The sequence below is a fragment of the Streptomyces glaucus genome, from assembly GCF_039533365.1.
GTDB lineage: Bacteria > Actinomycetota > Actinomycetes > Streptomycetales > Streptomycetaceae > Streptomyces > Streptomyces glaucus.
The window spans coordinates 29,277-49,415 of record NZ_BAAATK010000016.1 but is presented as its reverse complement, the minus strand read 5'-3'; the positions used below and the strand labels follow the sequence as shown (position 1 = coordinate 49,415).

The 20,139-nt window shown below is 70.6% G+C and carries 15 protein-coding genes; 12 read left to right on the top strand and 3 right to left on the bottom strand.

Annotated elements, in window-relative coordinates; genetic code table 11:
- Nucleotides 1–115: 115 nt before the first annotated feature.
- The 4 genes from metH (at nucleotide 116) to ABD363_RS14475 (ending at nucleotide 8,269) form a co-directional block, all read left to right on the top strand.
- The gene (metH, locus tag ABD363_RS14490; RefSeq protein ID WP_344603327.1) at nucleotides 116–3,628 is read left to right on the top strand and encodes a methionine synthase; all 3,513 of its coding nucleotides are present in this window, start codon (nucleotides 116–118) and stop codon (nucleotides 3,626–3,628) included.
- A 197-nt stretch (nucleotides 3,629–3,825) separates the two neighbouring features.
- The gene (locus ABD363_RS14485) at nucleotides 3,826–4,566 is read left to right on the top strand and encodes an HAD family hydrolase (protein WP_344603325.1); all 741 of its coding nucleotides are present in this window, start codon (nucleotides 3,826–3,828) and stop codon (nucleotides 4,564–4,566) included.
- Nucleotides 4,567–5,010: 444 nt separating this feature from the next.
- A complete protein-coding gene (locus ABD363_RS14480) occupies nucleotides 5,011–6,615 on the top strand; it encodes an ABC transporter substrate-binding protein (RefSeq protein ID WP_344603323.1) in 1,605 nt (534 codons plus the stop codon).
- A 67-nt stretch (nucleotides 6,616–6,682) separates the two neighbouring features.
- Complete coding sequence (locus tag ABD363_RS14475; RefSeq protein WP_344603321.1) at nucleotides 6,683–8,269, top strand: ABC transporter substrate-binding protein; 1,587 nt, start codon at nucleotides 6,683–6,685, stop codon at nucleotides 8,267–8,269.
- Nucleotides 8,270–8,345: 76 nt separating this feature from the next.
- Here the strand turns inward: ABD363_RS14475 and ABD363_RS14470 are convergent, their stop codons facing one another.
- Nucleotides 8,346–9,017 (bottom strand): response regulator, encoded by a 672-nt coding sequence (locus ABD363_RS14470; protein WP_344603319.1) that lies wholly within the window; start codon nucleotides 9,015–9,017, stop codon nucleotides 8,346–8,348.
- A gap of 14 nt (nucleotides 9,018–9,031) precedes the next feature.
- Nucleotides 9,032–10,006, bottom strand: a complete 975-nt coding sequence (locus tag ABD363_RS14465; RefSeq protein ID WP_344603317.1) for a RecB family exonuclease — start codon at nucleotides 10,004–10,006, stop codon at nucleotides 9,032–9,034.
- 172 nt (nucleotides 10,007–10,178) lie between these two features.
- On the opposite strand from ABD363_RS14465, the gene ABD363_RS14460 reads away from it, so the two are divergent.
- The 3 genes from ABD363_RS14460 to ABD363_RS14450 all read left to right on the top strand — a co-directional run bounded on the left by ABD363_RS14460 (nucleotide 10,179) and on the right by ABD363_RS14450 (nucleotide 13,546).
- Nucleotides 10,179–11,795: a site-2 protease family protein gene (locus ABD363_RS14460; protein ID WP_344603315.1), complete on the top strand. Its 1,617-nt coding sequence runs from the start codon at nucleotides 10,179–10,181 to the stop codon at nucleotides 11,793–11,795.
- A gap of 58 nt (nucleotides 11,796–11,853) precedes the next feature.
- The gene (locus ABD363_RS14455; RefSeq protein WP_344603313.1) at nucleotides 11,854–12,756 is read left to right on the top strand and encodes a tRNA (adenine-N1)-methyltransferase; all 903 of its coding nucleotides are present in this window, start codon (nucleotides 11,854–11,856) and stop codon (nucleotides 12,754–12,756) included.
- A gap of 208 nt (nucleotides 12,757–12,964) precedes the next feature.
- A complete protein-coding gene (locus ABD363_RS14450; protein WP_344603311.1) occupies nucleotides 12,965–13,546 on the top strand; it encodes a hypothetical protein in 582 nt (193 codons plus the stop codon).
- A 45-nt stretch (nucleotides 13,547–13,591) separates the two neighbouring features.
- Here ABD363_RS14450 and ABD363_RS14445 read toward each other — a convergent pair whose 3' ends face one another.
- Nucleotides 13,592–13,897: a ferredoxin gene (locus ABD363_RS14445; RefSeq protein ID WP_344603309.1), complete on the bottom strand. Its 306-nt coding sequence runs from the start codon at nucleotides 13,895–13,897 to the stop codon at nucleotides 13,592–13,594.
- A 245-nt stretch (nucleotides 13,898–14,142) separates the two neighbouring features.
- Between ABD363_RS14445 and arc the strand changes: the two genes are divergently transcribed.
- The 5 genes from arc (at nucleotide 14,143) to prcA (ending at nucleotide 20,056) form a co-directional block, all read left to right on the top strand.
- A complete protein-coding gene (gene arc, locus ABD363_RS14440) occupies nucleotides 14,143–15,909 on the top strand; it encodes a proteasome ATPase (protein WP_344603307.1) in 1,767 nt (588 codons plus the stop codon).
- Between the two features lie 235 nt (nucleotides 15,910–16,144).
- Nucleotides 16,145–17,656, top strand: a complete 1,512-nt coding sequence (gene dop, locus ABD363_RS14435) for a depupylase/deamidase Dop (RefSeq protein WP_344603305.1) — start codon at nucleotides 16,145–16,147, stop codon at nucleotides 17,654–17,656.
- 169 nt (nucleotides 17,657–17,825) lie between these two features.
- On the top strand, nucleotides 17,826–18,044 hold the full coding sequence (locus ABD363_RS14430) for a ubiquitin-like protein Pup (protein ID WP_344603303.1): 219 nt from the start codon (nucleotides 17,826–17,828) through the stop codon (nucleotides 18,042–18,044).
- Nucleotides 18,045–18,392: 348 nt separating this feature from the next.
- On the top strand, nucleotides 18,393–19,238 hold the full coding sequence (prcB, locus tag ABD363_RS14425) for a proteasome subunit beta (RefSeq protein ID WP_344603301.1): 846 nt from the start codon (nucleotides 18,393–18,395) through the stop codon (nucleotides 19,236–19,238).
- 71 nt (nucleotides 19,239–19,309) lie between these two features.
- Nucleotides 19,310–20,056 (top strand): proteasome subunit alpha, encoded by a 747-nt coding sequence (prcA, locus tag ABD363_RS14420; RefSeq protein WP_344603299.1) that lies wholly within the window; start codon nucleotides 19,310–19,312, stop codon nucleotides 20,054–20,056.
- Nucleotides 20,057–20,139: the final 83 nt, after the last annotated feature.

The window sequence follows — 20,139 nt, the reverse complement described above, 5'->3', positions numbered from 1 at the left end:
CATCGGGACCCGGTCCCGGCTACTCTGACGGCGTGCGCCCTCCCGGGGCGCTCCGCGCGGAGTTCCCCGGGAAGGGACGCAAAGCCGACAGCCGTCGCATCCGAGGGAGCCCTTCATGGCCTCGTTGCCGCCCACCTCTTCCACCGACAGCCGGACCCGTGTGTCCGCCCTGCGCGAGGCGCTCGCCACCCGTGTGGTGGTCGCCGACGGCGCGATGGGCACCATGCTCCAGGCCCAGGACCCGACGCTCGAGGACTTCGAGAACCTCGAAGGCTGCAACGAAATTCTGAACGTGACCCGGCCGGACATCGTCCGCGCGGTCCACGACGCGTACTTCTCCGTGGGTGTCGACTGCGTGGAGACCAACACCTTCGGCGCCAACCACTCCGCCATGGCGGAGTACGAGATCTCCGACCGGATCCACGAGCTGTCCGAGGCCGGCGCCCGCATCGCCCGCGAGGCGGCCGACGAGCACGCGGCCCGGGACGGCCGGCCCCGCTGGGTGCTCGGCTCGGTCGGCCCCGGCACCAAACTGCCCACCCTCGGGCACATCCCCTACGGCACGATCCGCGACGGCTACCAGGCCAACGCCGAGGGCCTGCTCGCCGGCGGCGCCGACGCGCTGATCGTGGAGACCACCCAGGACCTGCTCCAGACGAAGGCCTCGGTCCTGGGCGCCCGCCGTGCCATGGAGGCGACCGGCGCCGAGGTGCCCCTGCTGGTCTCGATGGCCTTCGAGACCACCGGCACGATGCTGCTCGGCTCCGAGATAGGCGCCGCCCTCACCGCGCTGGAGCCGCTCGGCATCGACATGATCGGCCTGAACTGCTCCACCGGCCCCGCCGAGATGAGCGAGCACCTGCGCTACCTCACGCGCCACTCCCGTATCCCGCTGCTGTGCATGCCGAACGCGGGCCTGCCCGTCCTCACCAAGGACGGCGCCCACTTCCCGCTCGGCCCCGAGGGCCTGGCCGACGCGCAGGAGACCTTCGTCCGGGACTACGGCCTGTCCCTGGTCGGCGGCTGCTGCGGCACCACCCCCGAGCACCTGCGCCAGGTCGTCGAGCGGGTGCGGGGCGTCACCCCGCCCGAGCGCGACCCGCGCCCGGAGCCGGGCGCCGCCTCCCTGTACCAGAGCGTGCCGTTCCGGCAGGACACCTCCTACCTGGCCATCGGTGAGCGCACCAACGCCAACGGCTCGAAGAAGTTCCGCGAGGCCATGCTGGCGGGGCGCTGGGACGACTGCGTGGAGATGGCCCGCGAGCAGATCCGCGAGGGCGCGCACATGCTCGACCTGTGCGTGGACTACGTCGGCCGGGACGGCGTCGCCGACATGGCGGAGCTGGCCGGCCGCTTCGCCACCGCCTCCACGCTGCCGATCGTGCTGGACTCCACCGAGGTCGACGTCATCCGCGCCGGCCTGGAGAAGCTGGGCGGGCGCGCGGTGATCAACTCGGTGAACTACGAGGACGGCGACGGCCCCGAGTCCCGCTTCGCGAAGGTCACGCAGCTGGCGAAGGAGCACGGGGCGGCGCTGATCGCGCTGACCATCGACGAGGAGGGCCAGGCCCGCACCGCCGAGAAGAAGGTCGAGATCGCCGAACGGCTGATCGCCGACCTGACCGGCACCTGGGGCATCCGCGAGGAGGACATCCTCGTCGACTGCCTGACCTTCACCATCTGCACCGGCCAGGAGGAGTCCCGCAAGGACGGCGTCGCCACCATCGAGGCGATCCGCGAGCTGAAGAGGCGCCACCCGGACGTGCAGACCACGCTGGGTCTGTCGAACATCTCCTTCGGCCTCAACCCGGCCGCCCGGATCCTGCTGAACTCCGTCTTCCTCGACGAGTGCGTCAAGGCCGGCCTGGACTCCGCGATCGTCCACGCCTCCAAGATCCTGCCCATCGCCCGCTTCGACGAGGAGCAGGTCACCACGGCTCTCGACCTGATCTACGACCGCCGCCGCGAGGGCTACGACCCCCTCCAGAAGCTCATGCAGCTGTTCGAGGGCGCGACGGCCAAGTCGCTGCGGGCCTCCAAGGCCGAGGAGCTGGCCGCCCTGCCGCTGGACGAGCGTCTCAAGCGCCGCATCATCGACGGCGAGCGCAACGGCCTGGAGGCCGACCTCGACGAGGCCCTGCGCGAGCGCCCCGCCCTGGAGATCGTCAACGAGACCCTGCTGGACGGCATGAAGGTGGTCGGCGACCTGTTCGGCTCCGGCCAGATGCAGCTGCCGTTCGTGCTGCAGTCCGCCGAGGTGATGAAGGCGGCGGTGGCCCACCTGGAGCCGCACATGGAGAAGACGGACGAGGCCGGCAAGGGCACCATCGTGCTGGCCACCGTCCGCGGCGACGTCCACGACATCGGCAAGAACCTCGTCGACATCATCCTGTCCAACAACGGCTACAACGTCGTCAACCTCGGCATCAAGCAGCCGGTCTCCGCGATCCTGGAGGCCGCCGAGGAGCACCGGGCCGACGTGATCGGCATGTCCGGCCTGCTGGTGAAGTCCACGGTGATCATGAAGGAGAACCTGGAGGAGCTCAACCAGCGCGGCCTGGCCGCCCGCTACCCGGTCATCCTCGGCGGCGCGGCCCTCACCCGGGCCTACGTCGAGCAGGACCTGCACGAAATCTACGAGGGCGAGGTCCGCTACGCCCGGGACGCCTTCGAGGGCCTGCGCCTGATGGACGCCCTCATCGGCGTCAAGCGCGGCGTGCCCGGCGCGAAGCTGCCCGAGCTCAAGCAGCGCCGGGTGCGCGCGGCCGCCGTGGAGATCGAGGAGCGGCCCGAGACCGGGCACGTCCGCTCCGACGTCGCCACCGACAACCCCGTCCCCACCCCGCCGTTCTGGGGCACCCGCGTCATCAAGGGCATCCAGCTCAAGGAGTACGCGAGCTGGCTGGACGAGGGCGCCCTGTTCAAGGGCCAGTGGGGCCTGAAGCAGGCCCGCACCGGCGAGGGGCCGACGTACGAGGAACTCGTGGAGACCGAGGGCCGGCCCCGGCTGCGCGGCCTGCTGGAAAAGCTCCAGACGGAGAACCTGCTGGAGGCGGCCGTGGTCTACGGCTACTTCCCGTGCGTCTCCAAGGACGACGACCTGATCCTCCTGGACGAGGCCGGCCACGAGCGCACCCGCTTCACCTTCCCGCGCCAGCGCCGCGGCCGCCGGCTGTGCCTGGCCGACTTCTTCCGCCCGGAGGAGTCCGGCGAGACGGACGTCGTCGGCCTCCAGGTCGTCACCGTCGGCTCGCGCATCGGCGCGGAGACCGCCCGGCTGTTCGAGGCCAACGCCTACCGCGACTACCTCGAACTGCACGGCCTGTCCGTGCAGTTGGCCGAGGCGCTCGCCGAGTACTGGCACGCGCGCGTGCGCGCCGAGCTCGGCTTCGCCGGCGAGGACCCGGACGGGATGCAGGGCATGTTCGAGCTGAAGTACCGGGGCGCCCGCTTCTCCCTCGGCTACGGCGCCTGCCCCGACCTGGAGGACCGCGCCAAGATCGCCGACCTGCTCCGGCCCGAGCGCATCGGTGTCCACCTGTCGGAGGAGTTCCAGCTCCATCCCGAGCAGTCCACCGACGCCATCGTGGTCCACCACCCGGAGGCGAAGTACTTCAACGCCCGCTGAGGAGCCCTCGGACCTCCGGGCGCCGCCGGGCGGCGCCCGGTCGCACGGCCGGGAACCCCGGCCGTGTGACCGGTGTGCCACGGGGTACCGCCTGAAGCAGGCGCTTCGTCCACATGCGTCGTACACTGGTCGATCCACCGCAGGCCGGTTCCCCTCGTGGGAACCGGCCTGATCGTCCCTCAAGGAGGCACGTCCGGATGACGAGTACGGTCCCCGCGCCCGGAACCCTTCCCCGAGTGCTCGGCTCCGCCCGAGCGGGGAAGACCCCCACGGCCCAAGACTCCGCCCTGCAGGCCGTGCTCCTCGACATGGACGGAACCCTGGTGGACACCGAGGGGTTCTGGTGGGACGTGGAGGTCGAGGTGTTCGCCGCCCTCGGGCACACCCTCGACGAGTCCTGGCGCCACGTCGTGGTCGGCGGTCCGATGTCCCGCAGCGCGGGTTTCCTGATCGAGGCCACGGGCGCCGACATCAGCCTCGCCGAGCTCACCGTGCTGCTCAACAAGGGCTTCGAGGACCGCATCGACCACTCCCTGCCGCTCATGCCGGGCGCCGCCCGGCTGCTGGCGGAGCTGCACGAGCACGAGATCCCCACCGCCCTGGTCTCCGCCTCGCACCGGCGCATCATCGACCGGGTGCTGGCCTCGCTGGGCCCCCATCACTTCGCCCTGACCGTCGCCGGGGACGAGGTGCCGCGCACCAAGCCCCACCCCGACCCGTACCTGACCGCGGCCGCCGGACTCGGCGTCGACCCGGCCGGATGCGCCGTCGTCGAGGACACCGTGACCGGGGTCGCCGCCGCGGAGGCGGCCGGCTGCCATGTCGTGGCGGTGCCGTCGGTGGCCCCCATCGCCCCGGCCGCCCGGCGGACCGTCGTCTCCTCGCTGGAAGAGGTCGACCTGGCATTTCTGCGCGGGCTGATGACGCAAATGCGCTAACCGTTCACCCAGCGTGCAGAGGTGATAGGGGCCTAATTCCGGAGCCCGAGTCCAGGTCGAACGCGAAGGCTTGTCGGAGGAATTCGAGCCCGTCCGGCAGGACGTATTCCGGGAGCCGTACGCCCTGTGCCGGGTGTGACGTTCCCCACGTCCCGGGGGGTCGACAGGTGGCCTCGCGTGTGCTGTTCACCCCTTTTCGACGGGCGTCGGGGTGCCTTTGTGTCCTGATTGGTGAAGCCCTGCACTAATCCTTCCTCTGTCGGGTTTTCGGTCTGTCCGCGCCCGGTTCCGCTGCGTGATGGCGGCTCAACTCCGGTGGCCGCGAGCCCCCGTGCGGGCGCGGACTAATCTCATCGCGAGAACCTCGCCCCTACCACCCGTGATCCGCCGCGACACCCATGCATGTCGGATACACGGACCCGACAGCTCTGGAGAAAATCGAGCATGAACCGCAAGACTTTGGTGCTGCCGGCCGTGGTCGGCCTGCTCGCGCCGGTGCTCGCCGCGTGCGGCGGGTCCGACAGCGGCAGCGGCGGCGGTGACGCGATCGTCGTCGGCACCACGGACCGGTTCACCGCCTCGAAGAAGGTCCCCGCGCCTCTCGACCCGGCGTACGCCTACGACGTCGGCACCTGGAACATCCTGCGCCAGACCGTGCAGACCCTGATGGTCCAGCCGCGCGGTGACGGCGAGCCGGTGCCCGAGGCCGCCGAGAAGTGCGGTTTCACCGACACCGGCAACGAGCGCTACGCCTGCACCCTGCGCGCCGGCCTGAAGTTCGCCAACGGCGACCCCGTCACCGCGGCGGACGTGAAGTACTCCATCGACCGGGCCCGCTCGATCAAGGCCGACAGCGGCGTGTTCGCCCTGCTGTCCACCATCGACACCGTCGAGACGCAGGGTGACCGCGAGGTCGTCTTCCACCTCAAGACCGCCGACGCCACCTTCCCGTTCAAGCTGTCGACCCCGGTCGCGGGCATCGTCAACCCGGACGACTACGCGAAGAACGAGCTGCGCGAAGGCTTCGACGTGGACGGCTCCGGCCCGTACACGCTGGAGGCCGAGGTGAAGAACGACGAGCTGGTCAAGGCCGTGTTCACCAAGAACCCCGGCTACAAGGGGACGTTGGAGGTGAACAACGACAAGGTCGAGATGGTCTCCTTCGCCGACGCCGACGCCATGGGCGCCGCGCTCGACAAGGGCGACATCGACGTCATGACCCGCACCATGTCGCCGGAGCAGATCCGCAAGCTCTCCAACGACTCCGACGACGCCGTCGACCTCGTCGAGATGCCCGGCCTGGAGATTCGCTACCTGGGCTTCAACACCGACGCGCCGACGGTGAAGTCCAAGGCCGTCCGCAAGGCGATGGCCCAGATCATCAACCGCAACGAACTCGTCTCCAAGGTCTACGGGTCCCAGGCCGAACCGCTGTACTCGATGGTCCCGGCCAGCATCACCGGCCACTCCAACTCGTTCTTCAACAGGTACGGCGACCCGAGCGTCACCAAGGCCAAGTCGCTGCTGAGCCAGGCCAACGTCACCACCCCGGTGAAGCTGACGCTGCACTACACCACCGACCACTACGGCCCGGCCACCAAGAAGGAGTTCGAGGAGCTGCAGAAGCAGCTGAACGCCAGCGGCCTGTTCGACGTCAGCATCGAGGGCACCCCCTGGGAGACCTTCCGCCCGGCCGAGCAGAGCGGCAAGTACGACGTCTACGGCATGGGCTGGTTCCCCGACTTCCCCGACGCCGACAGCTACCTGGCGCCGTTCCTCGACGAGGACAACACCCTCGGTCTGCCGTACGCCAACAGCACCATCCGCAACTCCCTGATCCCGGACTCCCGCCGCGAGGCCGACCGGCTCTCCGCCACCGAGAGCCTGACGGAGATCCAGGACATGGTCGCCGACGACGTACCGCTGCTGCCGCTGTGGCAGGGCAAGCAGTACGTGGCCGCGCGGGACGACGTGACGGGCACCGCGTACGTCGTCAACTCCTCCTCGACCCTGCAACTGTGGGAGCTCGGCCGTGGTGTGAGCGGCTGATCCCTCCTGCCCCGGGGCCCGGACGGCGGCCCCGGGGCCCGATCATGCAACGACAAGGCACCCGCAAGTGAACGTGCGTAACCCGTGGCCGGTCCTGCCCCTCGTGGTGGGACTGGCCTCCGGCCTGTTGACCGGCTGTGGAACGGAGACCGGCGGATCCGCGGCCGGCGACTCCTCCGTGGTGGTGGGGATGTCCGACGACGTCCTGGCCACGGACCCGGCCGCCGGCTACGACCCAGGGTCCTGGCTGCTGTTCAACAACGTCTTCCAGTCCCTGCTGAGCTTCCCCGAGGGAGCCACCGAGCCGCAGCCGGAGGCCGCCGAGAAGTGCGTCTTCACGGACACCGCGACGAAGGTCTACACCTGCACGCTGAAGAGCGGGCTCAAGTTCAGCAACGGTGACCCGCTCACCTCGAAGGACGTCAAGTTCTCCTTCGACCGCATGCTGACGATCAACGACCCCGACGGCCCCGCGGTCATGTTCCCCACGCTCGAGAAGGTCGAGACGCCGGACGAGAAGACCGTCGTCTTCCGCCTCGACACCCCCGACGCCACCTTCCCGAGCAAGATCGCCTCCGGTGCCGGCTCCATCGTCGACCACCGCCAGTACGACGCGCAAGGGCTGCGCGAGGACGGCGAGGCGGTCGGCTCCGGCCCGTACAAGCTGGAGTCGTTCGACGAGGACCGGGCCGTCTTCTCGATCAACCAGCACTACAAGGGCACCGCCGAGGCGCAGAACGACGGCGTGACGCTGAGGTTCTTCCACGGCGACCGGACCGCGCTGAAGAAGGCGCTCATGGACGGCGAGGTCGACGTCGCCTACCGCGGCCTCAGCGCGACCGACATCGCGGACATCGAGAAGGCCGACGACGGCACCGGCAACGGCGTCGAGGTCGTCGAGGGCAGCAGCGCCGAGGTCCAGCACCTGGTGTTCAACATGGACGACCCGGTGGCCGGGAAGCGCGGCGTGCGCCGGGCCATCGCCCACCTGCTCGACCGCGACGCCCTCATCGAGGACGTCTACCAGGGCACGGCGACCCCGCTGTACTCGATCGTCCCGGCCGGTATCGCGGGCCACAACACGGCGTTCTTCGACACCTACGGCGCCCGCCCCTCCAGGTCCAGGGCCGCCGCCGCGCTGCGCGCCGAGGGCATCACCGGCAAGGTGAAGCTGACCCTGTGGTCGACCCCGTCCCGCTACGGCCCGGCCACCGACCAGGAGATGGAGGCGATCGCGCAGCAGCTCAACGCGAGCGGGCTGTTCGACGCCGACGTCGAGTCGGTCGCCTTCGAGCAGTACGAGAAGGACGTCGCCGCGGGCCGGTACGGCGTGTACGTCAAGGGCTGGGTGCCCGACTACCCCGACCCCGACAACTTCACGGCTCCCTTCTTCGGCAAGGGCAACGTGCTGGGCAACAACTACGCCAGCAGCACGATCACCGGCTCGCTCATCCCGCGCACCGCCGCCGAGACCGACCGCTCCGCCACCGACGAGGAGTTCGGCCGGCTGCAGGACATCGTCGCCGAGGAGATCCCCGTCCTCCCGGTCTGGCAGGCCAAGCAGTACGCCGTCGTCCAGGACGGCGTCTACGGCCTGGAGTCCTGCCTGGACGCCTCGACCGTGTTCCGGTTCTGGAAGCTCAGCAAGCCCTGACGGACGGGTCCGCCCACGCGAGAGGGCGCCCCCTCTCCCCGGAGGGGGCGCCCTCTCGCGTCGCGCACCGGCCGCCCTACTGCGCGCCGGGGCGCACCAGCCCGCTCTCGTAGGCGTACACCGCGGCCTGCACCCGGTCGCGCAGCCCCAGCTTGGTCAGGACATGACCCACGTGCGTCTTGACGGTGGTCTCGCTGACGAACAGGTCGGCGGCGATCTCCGCGTTGGACAGTCCGCGCGCCACCAGCTTCAGCACCTCGACCTCGCGGTCGGTGAGCGTGTGCAGGACGTCCGGGACCGGCTCGTCGCCCGAGGGGAGATGCGTGGCGTACTTGTCGAGCAGCCGCCTGGTGATGCTCGGGGCGAGCATCGCCTCGCCGGCGGCCACCACGCGGATCGCCTGCACCAGCTCGCCCGCCGGGGCGTCCTTCAGCAGGAAGCCGCTGGCACCGGCCCTCAGCGCCTCCACCACGTACTCGTCGAGGTCGAAGGTGGTCAGCACCAGCACCTTCGCCGGGCCGTCCCGCCCCGGGCCGGTGATCTGCCGGGTCGCCTCCACGCCGTCCATCCGCGGCATGCGGATGTCCATCAGCACCACGTCGGGCTGCAGGGCCCGCACCTGGTCGAGGGCCTGGAGGCCGTCTCCGGCCTCGCCGACGACGGCGATGTCCTGCTCCGCCTCCAGGATCATCCGGAAGCCCGTACGCAGCAGAGGCTGGTCGTCGACCAGTAGGACGCGGATGGCCACGCAAGTCTCCTTCGCTAGTCCGGCCCCATTCTGCCCTGCGGCCCGGCCGCCGGCCCGGCCGCCCCGACCGGCAGCGGGTAGGGCGGGGGAGTGCCGCCGAACTCCGGACAGTGCGCCTGGTGGTCGCACCAGCCGCACAGCCTGGTGGGGCGCGGACGCCAGTCGCCCGTCTCGGTCGCCTGCCGGATCGCCTCCCACAGCGCCAGCAGCTTGCGCTCGACGCGCTCCAGGTCGGCGGGGACCGGGTCGTACGTCAGCACGTCACCGCTGCCGAGATAGACGAGCTGGAGGCGGCGCGGGATCACCTTCTTCAGCCGCCAGACGACGAGGGCGTAGAACTTCATCTGGAACAGGGCGCTCTCGGCGTACTCGGGCCGGGGCGCCCTGCCCGTCTTGTAGTCGACGATCCGCACCTCGCCGGTGGGCGCGACGTCGACCCGGTCGATGATGCCGCGCAGCCGCAGCCCGGACTCCAGCTCGGCCTCGACGAACAGCTCGCGTTCGGCGGGCTCCAGGCGGCTCGGATCCTCCAGCGTGAACCAGCGCTCGACGAGCCGCTCCGCCTCACCGAGCCAGCGCGCCAGCCGCTCGCCCTCCGGGTCGTCCGCGAACAGCTCCGCGACCTCCGGCCTGCTCTCGCGCAGCCGCTCCCACTGGCCCGGGACGAGGGCCTTCGCCCGCGGAGGCGTGCGCTCGGCCGCCGGGACGTCGAAGAGCCGCTCCAGCACGGCGTGCACCAGGGTGCCCCGGGTCGCCGCCTCGCTCGGCTTCTCCGGCAGCCGGTCGATGACGCGGAACCGGTACAGCAGGGGGCACTGCATGAAGTCGTTGGCGCGCGAGGGCGAGAGCGCGGCGGGGGCCGCGGCGGCCGTGGCGGGGGCAGCGGTGTCCGCGGCTGCCGTCGCCGTCGGCCCGGCCGGGGCCGGCGGATCGGCCGGCGCGGCCGGACTGCTGGGGGCCTGCGCGACGCCCCCGGTGTTCGTCTCCATGCCCCCAGACCTTACGGCCCGCCACCGACAGTGCCCAGCCGTGGCCGTGACGTGCGCGGCGGAGGGCGGCCGCAGGGGTGCCGGGGCGGACCGGGGCGCCGCGGCCGCATACCATCGACCTGAGACCCTCCCGCCCGGCAGGCGCGGGAGACGCTTCGAACGAGGGGACACCGTGGACGTGAGCGGCGGGAGCGGGCAGCCGCGGTCCGGCAACGACGAGTCGGCCGAGCACCGGGCGGGGCCGGCGACCCCGCCTGCCGGCCCGGACGCGAGCGGCCGCCCCGGCACCCCCGCGACCGCCCCGGAGGACGGACGGCCCGCGCAGCCGCGCCGGCCCGGCGGCTCCGGGAGCGACGCCGCGGCCGCCCCGGAACCGCAGCCCGGCGAGGGCGCCCCGGCCGGCGGCCGGACGGCGGAGGAAGGGCCGGCCGGCCCGGCCGACGGGGACGCGGTACGGGAGCGGGACCGCGGGCAGGCCCCCGGGGACCCGCTCCGCGAGCGGACCCCGGACGAGCCCGCCCCCGGCCACGCACCGCCGCCGCCCGCCCCCGGCGACCCCGCTTTGGCCCGCGACCCCCACGACCGCGCCCCCGCGCACTCCGGCACCGGCCGTGGCCGGCCGCCGCAGCGGCCCCCGGAGAGCCGCGGGGGGCTGCTGATGGGGCGGCCGTTCGGGGTGCCCGTGTACGTGGCGCCCAGCTGGTTCCTCGTCGCCGCGCTGATCACCTGGGTGTTCGGCGGGCAGCTCGACCGCGTGCTGCCCGACCTCGGCGCCGCCCGCTACCTGGTGTCCCTCTTCTTCGCGGTGGCCTTCTACGCCTCCGTCCTGGTCCACGAACTCGCCCACACCGTCGCCGCCCTGCGCTTCAAGCTCCCGGTCCGCCGCATCCAGCTCCAGTTCTTCGGCGGCGTCTCCGAGATCGAGAAGGAGGCCGAGACCCCCGGCCGCGAGTTCGTCCTGGCCTTCGTCGGGCCCCTGCTCTCCCTCGTCCTCGCCGGTGCGTTCTACCTCGCCCTGCAACCCGTGGAGCCCGGCACCGTCCCCGGCGTCCTGCTGGCCGGCCTGATGATCTCCAACCTGATCGTGGCCGCCTTCAACCTCCTGCCCGGCCTCCCCCTGGACGGCGGCCGCATGCTCCGCGCCGTCGTCTGGAAGATCACCGGCAAGCCGATGAGCGGCACGGTCGCCGCCGCCTGGGTCGGCCGCGCCCTCGCCGTCTCCGTCCTGATCGGGCTGCCCCTGCTCACCCAGTCCGGCGCGCTCGGCTCCGACGCCGTGGACAACGTCGGCATGGACACGGTCCTGGACGCCCTGCTCGCCGCGATCCTCGCCGCGATCATCTGGACCGGCGCCGGCAACAGCCTGCGCATGGCCCGCCTGCGCGAGCACCTGCCCGAGCTGCGCGCCCGCACCCTCACCCGCCGCGCGGTCCCCGTCGAGTCCGACACCCCGCTGTCCGAGGCCCTGCGCCGCGCCAACGCCGCCGGAGCCCGCGCCCTGGTCGTCGTCGACACCGACGGCACCCCCCTGTCGATCGTCCGGGAGGCCGCCATCGTCGGCGTACCCGAGCACCGCCGCCCCTGGGTCGCGGTCGGCGGCCTCGCCCAGGAGCTCACCGACGGCATGCGCGTCTCGGCGGAGCTGGCGGGGGAGGGGCTCCTGGACGCCCTGCGCGCCACCCCGGCGACCGAGTACCTGGTGGTCGAGGAGACCGGCGAGATCTACGGCGTCCTGTCCGCGGCCGACGTGGAGCGTGCCTTCGTCAGGGCCATGGCCCGCCCCAGCTGAGGACCGCTCCCCCGGAGCGGTGGTCGGCGGCCCCCTCGGGTGCCGGTAGGCTGGTCACATGTCCGAACCGACCGGTGCCGCCCGCAGGCGCGGGCCCTTCAAGGTCGGGGACCAGGTACAGCTGACCGACCCCAAGGGCCGCCACTACACGTTCACGCTCGAGGCCGGGAAGAACTTCCACACCCACAAGGGTTCCTTCCCGCACGACGAACTGATCGGCGCTCCCGAGGGCAGCGTTGTCCGCACCACCGGGAACGTCGCCTACCTCGCGCTGCGCCCCCTGCTCCCCGACTACGTCCTGTCCATGCCCCGCGGGGCAGCTGTCGTGTACCCGAAGGACGCGGGGCAGATCCTCGCCTTCGCCGACATCTTCCCCGGCGCGCGCGTCGTGGAGGCCGGCGTCGGCTCCGGCTCGCTCAGCACCTTCCTGCTGCGCGCCATCGGCGACCAGGGCATGCTGCACAGCTACGAGCGCCGTGCCGACTTCGCGGAGATCGCGCAGGCGAACGTCGAGCGCTACTTCGGCGGCCCGCACCCCGCCTGGCAGCTCACCGTGGGCGATCTCCAGGACAACCTGTCCGACACCGACGTCGACCGCGTCATCCTCGACATGCTGGCCCCCTGGGAGTGCCTGGAGGCCGTCTCCAAGGCGCTCGTGCCCGGCGGCATCCTGTGCTGCTACGTCGCGACCACCACCCAGCTCGCCCGGACCGTCGAGTCCATCCGGGAGATCGGCTGCTTCAACGAGCCCACCTCCTGGGAGACGATGATCCGCAACTGGCACATCGAGGGCCTGGCCGTCCGCCCCGACCACCGGATGATCGGCCACACCGGTTTCCTGCTCACCGCCCGCCGCCTCGCCGACGGCGTCGAGCCGCCCATGCGCCGCCGCCGCCCCGCCAAGGGCGCCTACGGCGAGGACTACACCGGTCCCAACGCCGACGGAGGCGCCGGCCGCTGAGCCGGCCCGCGCCGGGCACAACGTACGGGCGCCGGTGCCGAGTTCCCCCGCGTCGGAGGGAACCCGGCACCGGCGCCCCTGTGTTGACACGGCACCGGAATCCGTGAGCGGGCAGGTCCACAACCCGCCCCCGCCGTTCCCCCGCCCTGTGACGTGTGGCACGATGCTGGCCATCCCACCGGCACAGCCCTCACAGGAGACACTCCTCGTGCAGCCTTCCGCCGTCCCGGAACTCGCCCACACGCACACCCGCCCGATCCACTGGGTCGCCACCGCCGCCGCTGTCGCCGCCGTCGTCGCCCTGTCCTCGGTGCTCCAGCCCGGCTCGGCGACGGCGGCCCAGGCGGCCGGTGCCGGGACGAAGGCCGCGGCCCCGGCGGAGGCCACGCCGCCCGACCCGGCGGGCGTCGCCTTCCCCCTCGAATGCGGCCCGGTGGAAGCCGTGGTGAAGAAGAAGGCGTCCGGCGACCTCGACGGCGACGGCAGGCCCGAGACGGTGGCCGTGGTGCACTGCGACTCGCCCATGGGCACCCCGCCCGACGGCGTCTACGTCCTCACCCGGGACACCGCGGGCGGCGAGCCCCGTGTGGTGGCCACCCTCGTCGACCCCGGGGACCGCACCAACGTCACCGACTTCTCCGTACGGGACGGAGCCGTCCACGCCACGCTCCTCGGCTACTCCTCGTCCGACGTGCCCAGTTGCTGCCCCGACCTGAAGGACGACGTGAAGTGGCGGTGGGAGAACGGCTCGTTCGTCCGCTCGACACCGCCTCAGGCCCGCTCGGTGTGAGAAGTGTGAGAAAACAGACAGTAATCACGCGGGGTGCTTATTTGGTCACTCCGCGTCCGGGCCGTAGACCTCGACCCTGTCCGAAACTCGACGCACGTGGATGCACTCGCCGGGACATTCCTTCGCGGAGTCGATCACATCCGTGAGAAGGGGCAGCGGCACGGGCGTTGTCGCTCCCCTGTCCTGCAGAAGCTCCTCGTCCGGGCCCTTGACGTAGGCCAGACCGTCGATGTCCAGCTCGAACACCTCGGGCGCGTACTGGGCGCAGATGCCGTCACCGGTACACAGGTCCTGGTCGATCCAGACCTCCAGTGCCTCGCCGTCGACTCCGGCCGCCTGCTGCACGCTCATCTCTCCTGCCGTTTCCTGCCCCGAGCCGATCGAGAATCCGGCCAGCTCTGACGGGTGTTGAACACTTCGACCCTACCTCCGACTGGGTTCCAATCATGTTCGGTGGGTATTCCCCTGGCGTGAGGGAGAGCGCAAGGGTGAAGATCGGACACACCCCGACAGTCTTTGTGATCTAGGGGTTTCAATCGGCACCCGCCCAGGTAGGGTCTGGAAGCGTCCAGCTCCCCTTGGAGGAGGTGAGGACCGTGGCAGCCCACGACGACGACATGAACCGCGGCATCCGCCCGGGACGCGGGTCCGAAGACCCGGCCGGGCAGATTGCCTATCTCGAGCAGGAGATCGCCGTCCTGCGACGCAAGCTCGCCGACTCTCCGCGGCACACGAGAATTCTCGAAGAGCGGATCGTCGAGTTGCAGACCAATCTGGCCGGCGTGTCCGCGCAGAACGAGCGGCTCGCCAGTACGCTCCGCGAGGCCCGCGACCAGATCGTGGCCCTCAAGGAGGAGGTCGACCGGCTCGCCCAGCCGCCGGCCGGCTTCGGTGTCTTCCTGCAGGCGAACGAGGACGGCACCGCCGACATCTTCACCGGGGGCCGCAAGCTCCGGGTGAACGTCAGCCCCAGCGTCGAGCTCGACGAACTGCGGCGCGGCCAGGAAGTCATGCTCAACGAAGCGCTCAACGTGGTCGAGGCCATGGAATTCGAGCGCGTCGGGGACATCGTCACCCTCAAGGAGATCCTGGAGGACGGCGAGCGCGCCCTGGTGCTCGGGCACACCGACGAGGAGCGGGTGGTGCGGCTCGCCGAGCCGTTGCTGGACGTGACCATCCGCCCCGGCGACGCCCTGCTGCTCGAACCCCGCTCGGGCTACGTCTACGAGGTCGTGCCGAAGAGCGAGGTCGAGGAACTCGTCCTCGAAGAGGTCCCGGACATCGGCTACGAGCAGATCGGCGGCCTGGGCAACCAGATCGAGGCGATCCGCGACGCGGTCGAGCTGCCGTACCTCTACCCGGACCTGTTCAAGGAGCACGAGCTCCGTCCGCCCAAGGGCGTGCTGCTCTACGGCCCGCCCGGATGCGGCAAGACGCTGATCGCCAAGGCCGTGGCCAACTCGCTGGCCAAGAAGGTCGCCGAGGTGACCGGCCAGGCCGCCGGCAAGAGCTTCTTCCTCAACATCAAGGGCCCCGAGCTGCTGAACAAGTACGTCGGCGAGACCGAGCGGCAGATCCGCCTGGTCTTCCAGCGGGCCCGTGAGAAGGCCGGCGAGGGCACTCCCGTGATCGTCTTCTTCGACGAGATGGAGTCCCTGTTCCGCACCCGCGGCTCCGGTGTCAGCTCGGACGTGGAGAACACCATCGTCCCGCAGCTGCTCGCCGAGATCGACGGTGTGGAGGGCCTGCAGAACGTGGTCGTGATCGGCGCCTCCAACCGTGAGGACATGATCGACCCCGCCATCCTGCGGCCCGGCCGGCTCGACGTGAAGATCAAGATCGAGCGTCCGGACGCCGAAGCGGCCAAGGACATCTTCGGGAAGTACCTCACCGAGCGCCTCCCGCTGCACGAGGAGGACCTCGCGGAGCACGGCGGCGACAAGGCGGCCACCGTCCAGGCGATGATCCAGACGGCGGTGGAACACATGTACGCCGAATCCGAGGAGAACCGCTTCCTGGAGGTCACCTACGCGAACGGCGACAAGGAAGTTCTCTATTTCAAGGACTTCAACTCCGGCGCCATGATCGAGAACATCGTCGGCCGCGCCAAGAAAATGGCGATCAAGGACTTCCTGGAGAAGAACCAGAAGGGCCTTCGGGTCTCCCACCTGCTCCAGGCCTGCGTGGACGAGTTCAAGGAGAACGAGGACCTGCCCAACACCACGAATCCGGACGACTGGGCCCGGATCTCCGGAAAGAAGGGCGAGCGGATCGTGTACATCCGCACCCTCGTCACCGGGAAGCAGGGCGCGGACACGGGGCGCTCCATCGACACGGTGGCGAACACCGGTCAGTACCTGTAAAAGACAGGGCGGCTGCGGGTGCCCTCAGCGGGTACCCGCAGCCGACTGTTTTTCGGGGCCACGGCTGGAGCACAGCAATGACGCAAATGATCTCCCCACCAGCGCAAAGGCGTTCTAGGCTCTTCCGTACCGCCGAGTCGCGCAGTGCGGGGACGGGCACCGCACACGCAATCGAGCGCCAGCGGTATCTGAGCGACGCCCACGACCGAGGGCGCCGTCGGGCAAGGAGGGCCGCATGACCGTACGGCGAGTAATGGGCATCGAGACGGAATACGGGATCTCCGTCCCCGGCCACCCGAATGCCAATGCCATGCTCACCTCGTCCCAGATCGTCAACGCCTATGCGGCGGCGATGCACCGGGCCCGCCGGGCCCGCTGGGATTTCGAGGAGGAGAATCCGCTGCGGGACGCGCGAGGCTTCGACCTCGCCCGCGAGGCGGCCGACTCCAGCCAGCTCACCGACGAGGACATCGGCCTGGCCAATGTGATCCTCACCAACGGAGCGCGGCTCTACGTCGACCACGCGCACCCCGAGTACAGCGCGCCCGAGGTCACCAATCCCCGGGACGCCGTCCTGTGGGACAAGGCCGGCGAACGGATCATGGCGGAGGCCGCGGAACGGGCCGGCCGGCTCCCCGGTGCCCAGCCCATCCACCTGTACAAGAACAACACCGACAACAAGGGCGCCTCCTACGGCACGCACGAGAACTACCTGATGAAGCGGGAGACCCCCTTCTCGGACATCGTGCGCCACCTCACGCCCTTCTTCGTCTCCCGTCAGGTCTTCGCCGGAGCCGGCCGCGTCGGCATCGGCCAGGACGGGCACGAGCACGGCTTCCAGCTCAGCCAGCGCGCGGACTACTTCGAGGTCGAGGTCGGCCTGGAGACCACGCTCAAGCGGCCGATCATCAACACCCGCGACGAGCCCCACGCCGACGCGGAGAAGTACCGCCGCCTGCACGTGATCATCGGCGACGCGAACCTGTCGGAGATCTCGACGTACCTGAAGCTGGGCACGACGGCGCTGGTGCTGTCGATGATCGAGGACGGCTTCATCGCCGTCGACCTGGCCGTCGACCAGCCCGTGCGCACCCTCCACCAGGTCTCGCACGACCCGTCCCTGAAACACCTGGTCACGCTCCGCAGCGGCCGGACGCTCACCGCGGTCCAGCTGCAGATGGAGTACTACGAGCTGGCGCGCAAGTACGTGGAGGAGCGGTTCGGGGCGGACGCCGACGAGCAGACCAAGGACGTCCTGTCCCGCTGGGAGGACACCCTCACCCGCCTGGAGAACGACCCGATGAGCCTGGCCGGCGAGCTGGACTGGGTCGCCAAGCGGGAGCTCATGGAGGGCTACCGGCGCCGCGACGACCTCGACTGGGACGCCGCGCGGCTCCACCTGGTCGACCTGCAGTACGCCGACGTGCGCCCCGAGAAGGGCCTGTACAACCGTCTGGTGGCCCGCGGGCGCATGAAGCGGCTGCTGGACGAGACGGAGGTCGAGCGGGCCCGTACGAAGCCGCCCGAGGACACGCGGGCGTACTTCCGCGGGCGCTGCCTGGAGCAGTACGCGGACGATGTGGCGGCGGCCTCCTGGGACTCGGTGATCTTCGATCTGCCGGGCCGGGACTCGCTCCAGCGGGTCCCGACCCTGGAACCGCTTCGCGGAACGCGTAATCACGTCAAGGAGCTCCTGGACCGCTGTCATACGGCGGAGGACCTGGTCAGGGTCCTGTCCGGCGGCTGAGTGGGTACTCGTGCCGAGTCGGCCGGGCAGGGTGGAAAATCCCGGGCCCGGGAATCATCGAGGTGGCCCCCGTACGTTGGAGAGACTGCGGGGCCACTGTCAGACCCGGCTTGTAGGGTCTGATCTTGACCGAGCAACTGTGTCGGGCGAACCGAGCGGGGTGAGGGTGATGGCGACCAAGGACACCGGCGGCGGACAGCAGAAGGCCACCCGGTCCACCGAGGAGGTCGAGGAGCAGGCGCCGGAGGCGCAGGGCTCGGAGGACCTCAAGGAGCGGCACGAGAAGCTCTCGGACGACGTGGACTCGGTACTGGACGAGATCGACGACGTGCTCGAGGAGAACGCCGAGGACTTCGTGCGCTCCTTCGTGCAAAAGGGCGGCCAGTAGGCCCTCCTCGCCTTCGGACGGAAGGCGGACGGGCGGGCGAGCGACGGACGAGCGGAGCGGGAAGCGCTGCGCGCGGAGCGGTGTGGCCGTGCCGCGCGCAGCCTTCGCCCGGGGTCCCGCGCCGCCGGCGGCGGGTTCGGCACCGACCGCGGCCGGCTGACGCCGGGAGCCGGGAGCAGCAGGTTCCCGCCCCGTCCCCGCCGGTGCCTCCGCCGAGTATGTGGATCACCCCCGGAAGGCGGGTAGGGTCCGTGCCGTACTGTGCTCCCGCCGCCTCGCCGGCGGGAGCAGTTCCAAGGATCGGCCCGACGTCACAGGGCGGGCTGCCGCATACGTGGAAGGAATCGCGTGGAAGCCAACACTCGTAGCACCGGGCGTCTACCAGCTGCCTTCCTGACGCCAGGGTCTTCCTCCTTCATGGACTTCCTGTCCGAGCACCAGCCCGAACTGCTGCCGGGCAACCGGACGTTGCCGCCCCTGCAGGGAGCGGTCGAGGCGCCGCACGGCACGACCATCGTGGCCGTCACCTTCCCCGGCGGCGTGGTGCTCGCCGGTGACCGGCGGGCCACCATGGGCAACGTCATCGCCCAGCGGGACATCGAGAAGGTCTTCCAGGCCGACGAGTACTCCGCGGTGGGCATCGCCGGCACGGCGGGTCTGGCCGTGGAGATGGTGAAGCTGTTCCAGCTGGAGCTGGAGCACTTCGAGAAGGTCGAGGGCGCGCAGCTGTCCCTGGAGGGCAAGGCGAACCGCCTGTCGACCATGATCCGCTCCAACCTCGGCATGGCGATGCAGGGCCTGGCCGTGGTGCCGCTGTTCGCCGGATACGACGTGGACCGCGCCCAGGGCCGCATCTTCTCCTACGACGTCACGGGCGGCCGCTCCGAGGAGCGGGGCTACGCGGCCACGGGCTCCGGCTCGATCTTCGCGCGCGGTGCGATGAAGAAGCTCTTCCGTGACGACCTGACCGAGGCCGAGGCCACGACGCTGGTGGTGCAGGCCCTGTACGACGCGGCAGACGACGACTCGGCGACCGGTGGCCCCGATGTCGCCCGCCGGATCTATCCCATCGTCACCGTGATCACCGAGGACGGCTTCCGCCGGCTCACCGAGGACGAGGCGTCCGAGATCGCCCGCTCCGTCCTGGAGCGGCGGCTGGAGCAGCCCGACGGGCCGCGCGCCGCGCTGCTGTAGGCGGCGGGCGCTTTCTCGCCAGGGTGATCCAGTGACTTCGACGGAACCTCAAGGAAAGGGACGGACAACCGGTGTCGACGCCGTTCTATGTCTCACCTCAGCAGGCCATGGCCGACCGGGCGGAATACGCCCGCAAGGGCATCGCCCGTGGTCGCAGCCTGGTCGTGTTGCAGTACGCCGACGGCATCGTGTTCGTCGGTGAGAACCCGTCCCGCGCGCTGCACAAGTTCAGCGAGATCTACGACCGGATCGGCTTCGCGGCCGCCGGCAAGTACAACGAGTACGAGAACCTGCGGATCGGCGGCGTCCGCTACGCCGACCTGCGGGGTTACACCTACGACCGGAACGACGTGACCGCGCGCGGTCTGGCCAACGTCTACGCCCAGACGCTGGGCACGATCTTCTCCAGCGTGGGCGAGAAGCCGTACGAGGTGGAACTGGTCGTCGCCGAGGTGGGGGAGACCCCGGAGCAGGACCAGATCTACCGGCTGCCGCACGACGGGTCGATCGTGGACGAGCACGGCTCGGTGGCGGTCGGCGGCAACGCCGAGCAGATCAGCAGCTACCTGGACCAGCGGCACCGGGACGGGATGTCGCTGGCGGAGGCGCTGAAGCTGGCCGTACAGGCCCTGTCCCGCGACACCAACGGCAGCCAGCGGGAGATCCCCGCGGAGCGGCTGGAGGTGGCGGTGCTGGACCGTACGCGGCCGCAGAAGCGCAAGTTCAAGCGGATCGGCGGCGCGCAGCTGTCGCGGCTGCTCGAAGCCGCCGACGGGCCGGACGGCTCGAAGGAGTCCTCCGGTTCCGGGACGGAGTGACCGCCCGTACCCCGTGGTGCGCGCCCCGGCCTGTGGAGGCCGGGGCGCGCGTGTCTTTGGTGGCCGGACGGGGACGCGTGCGT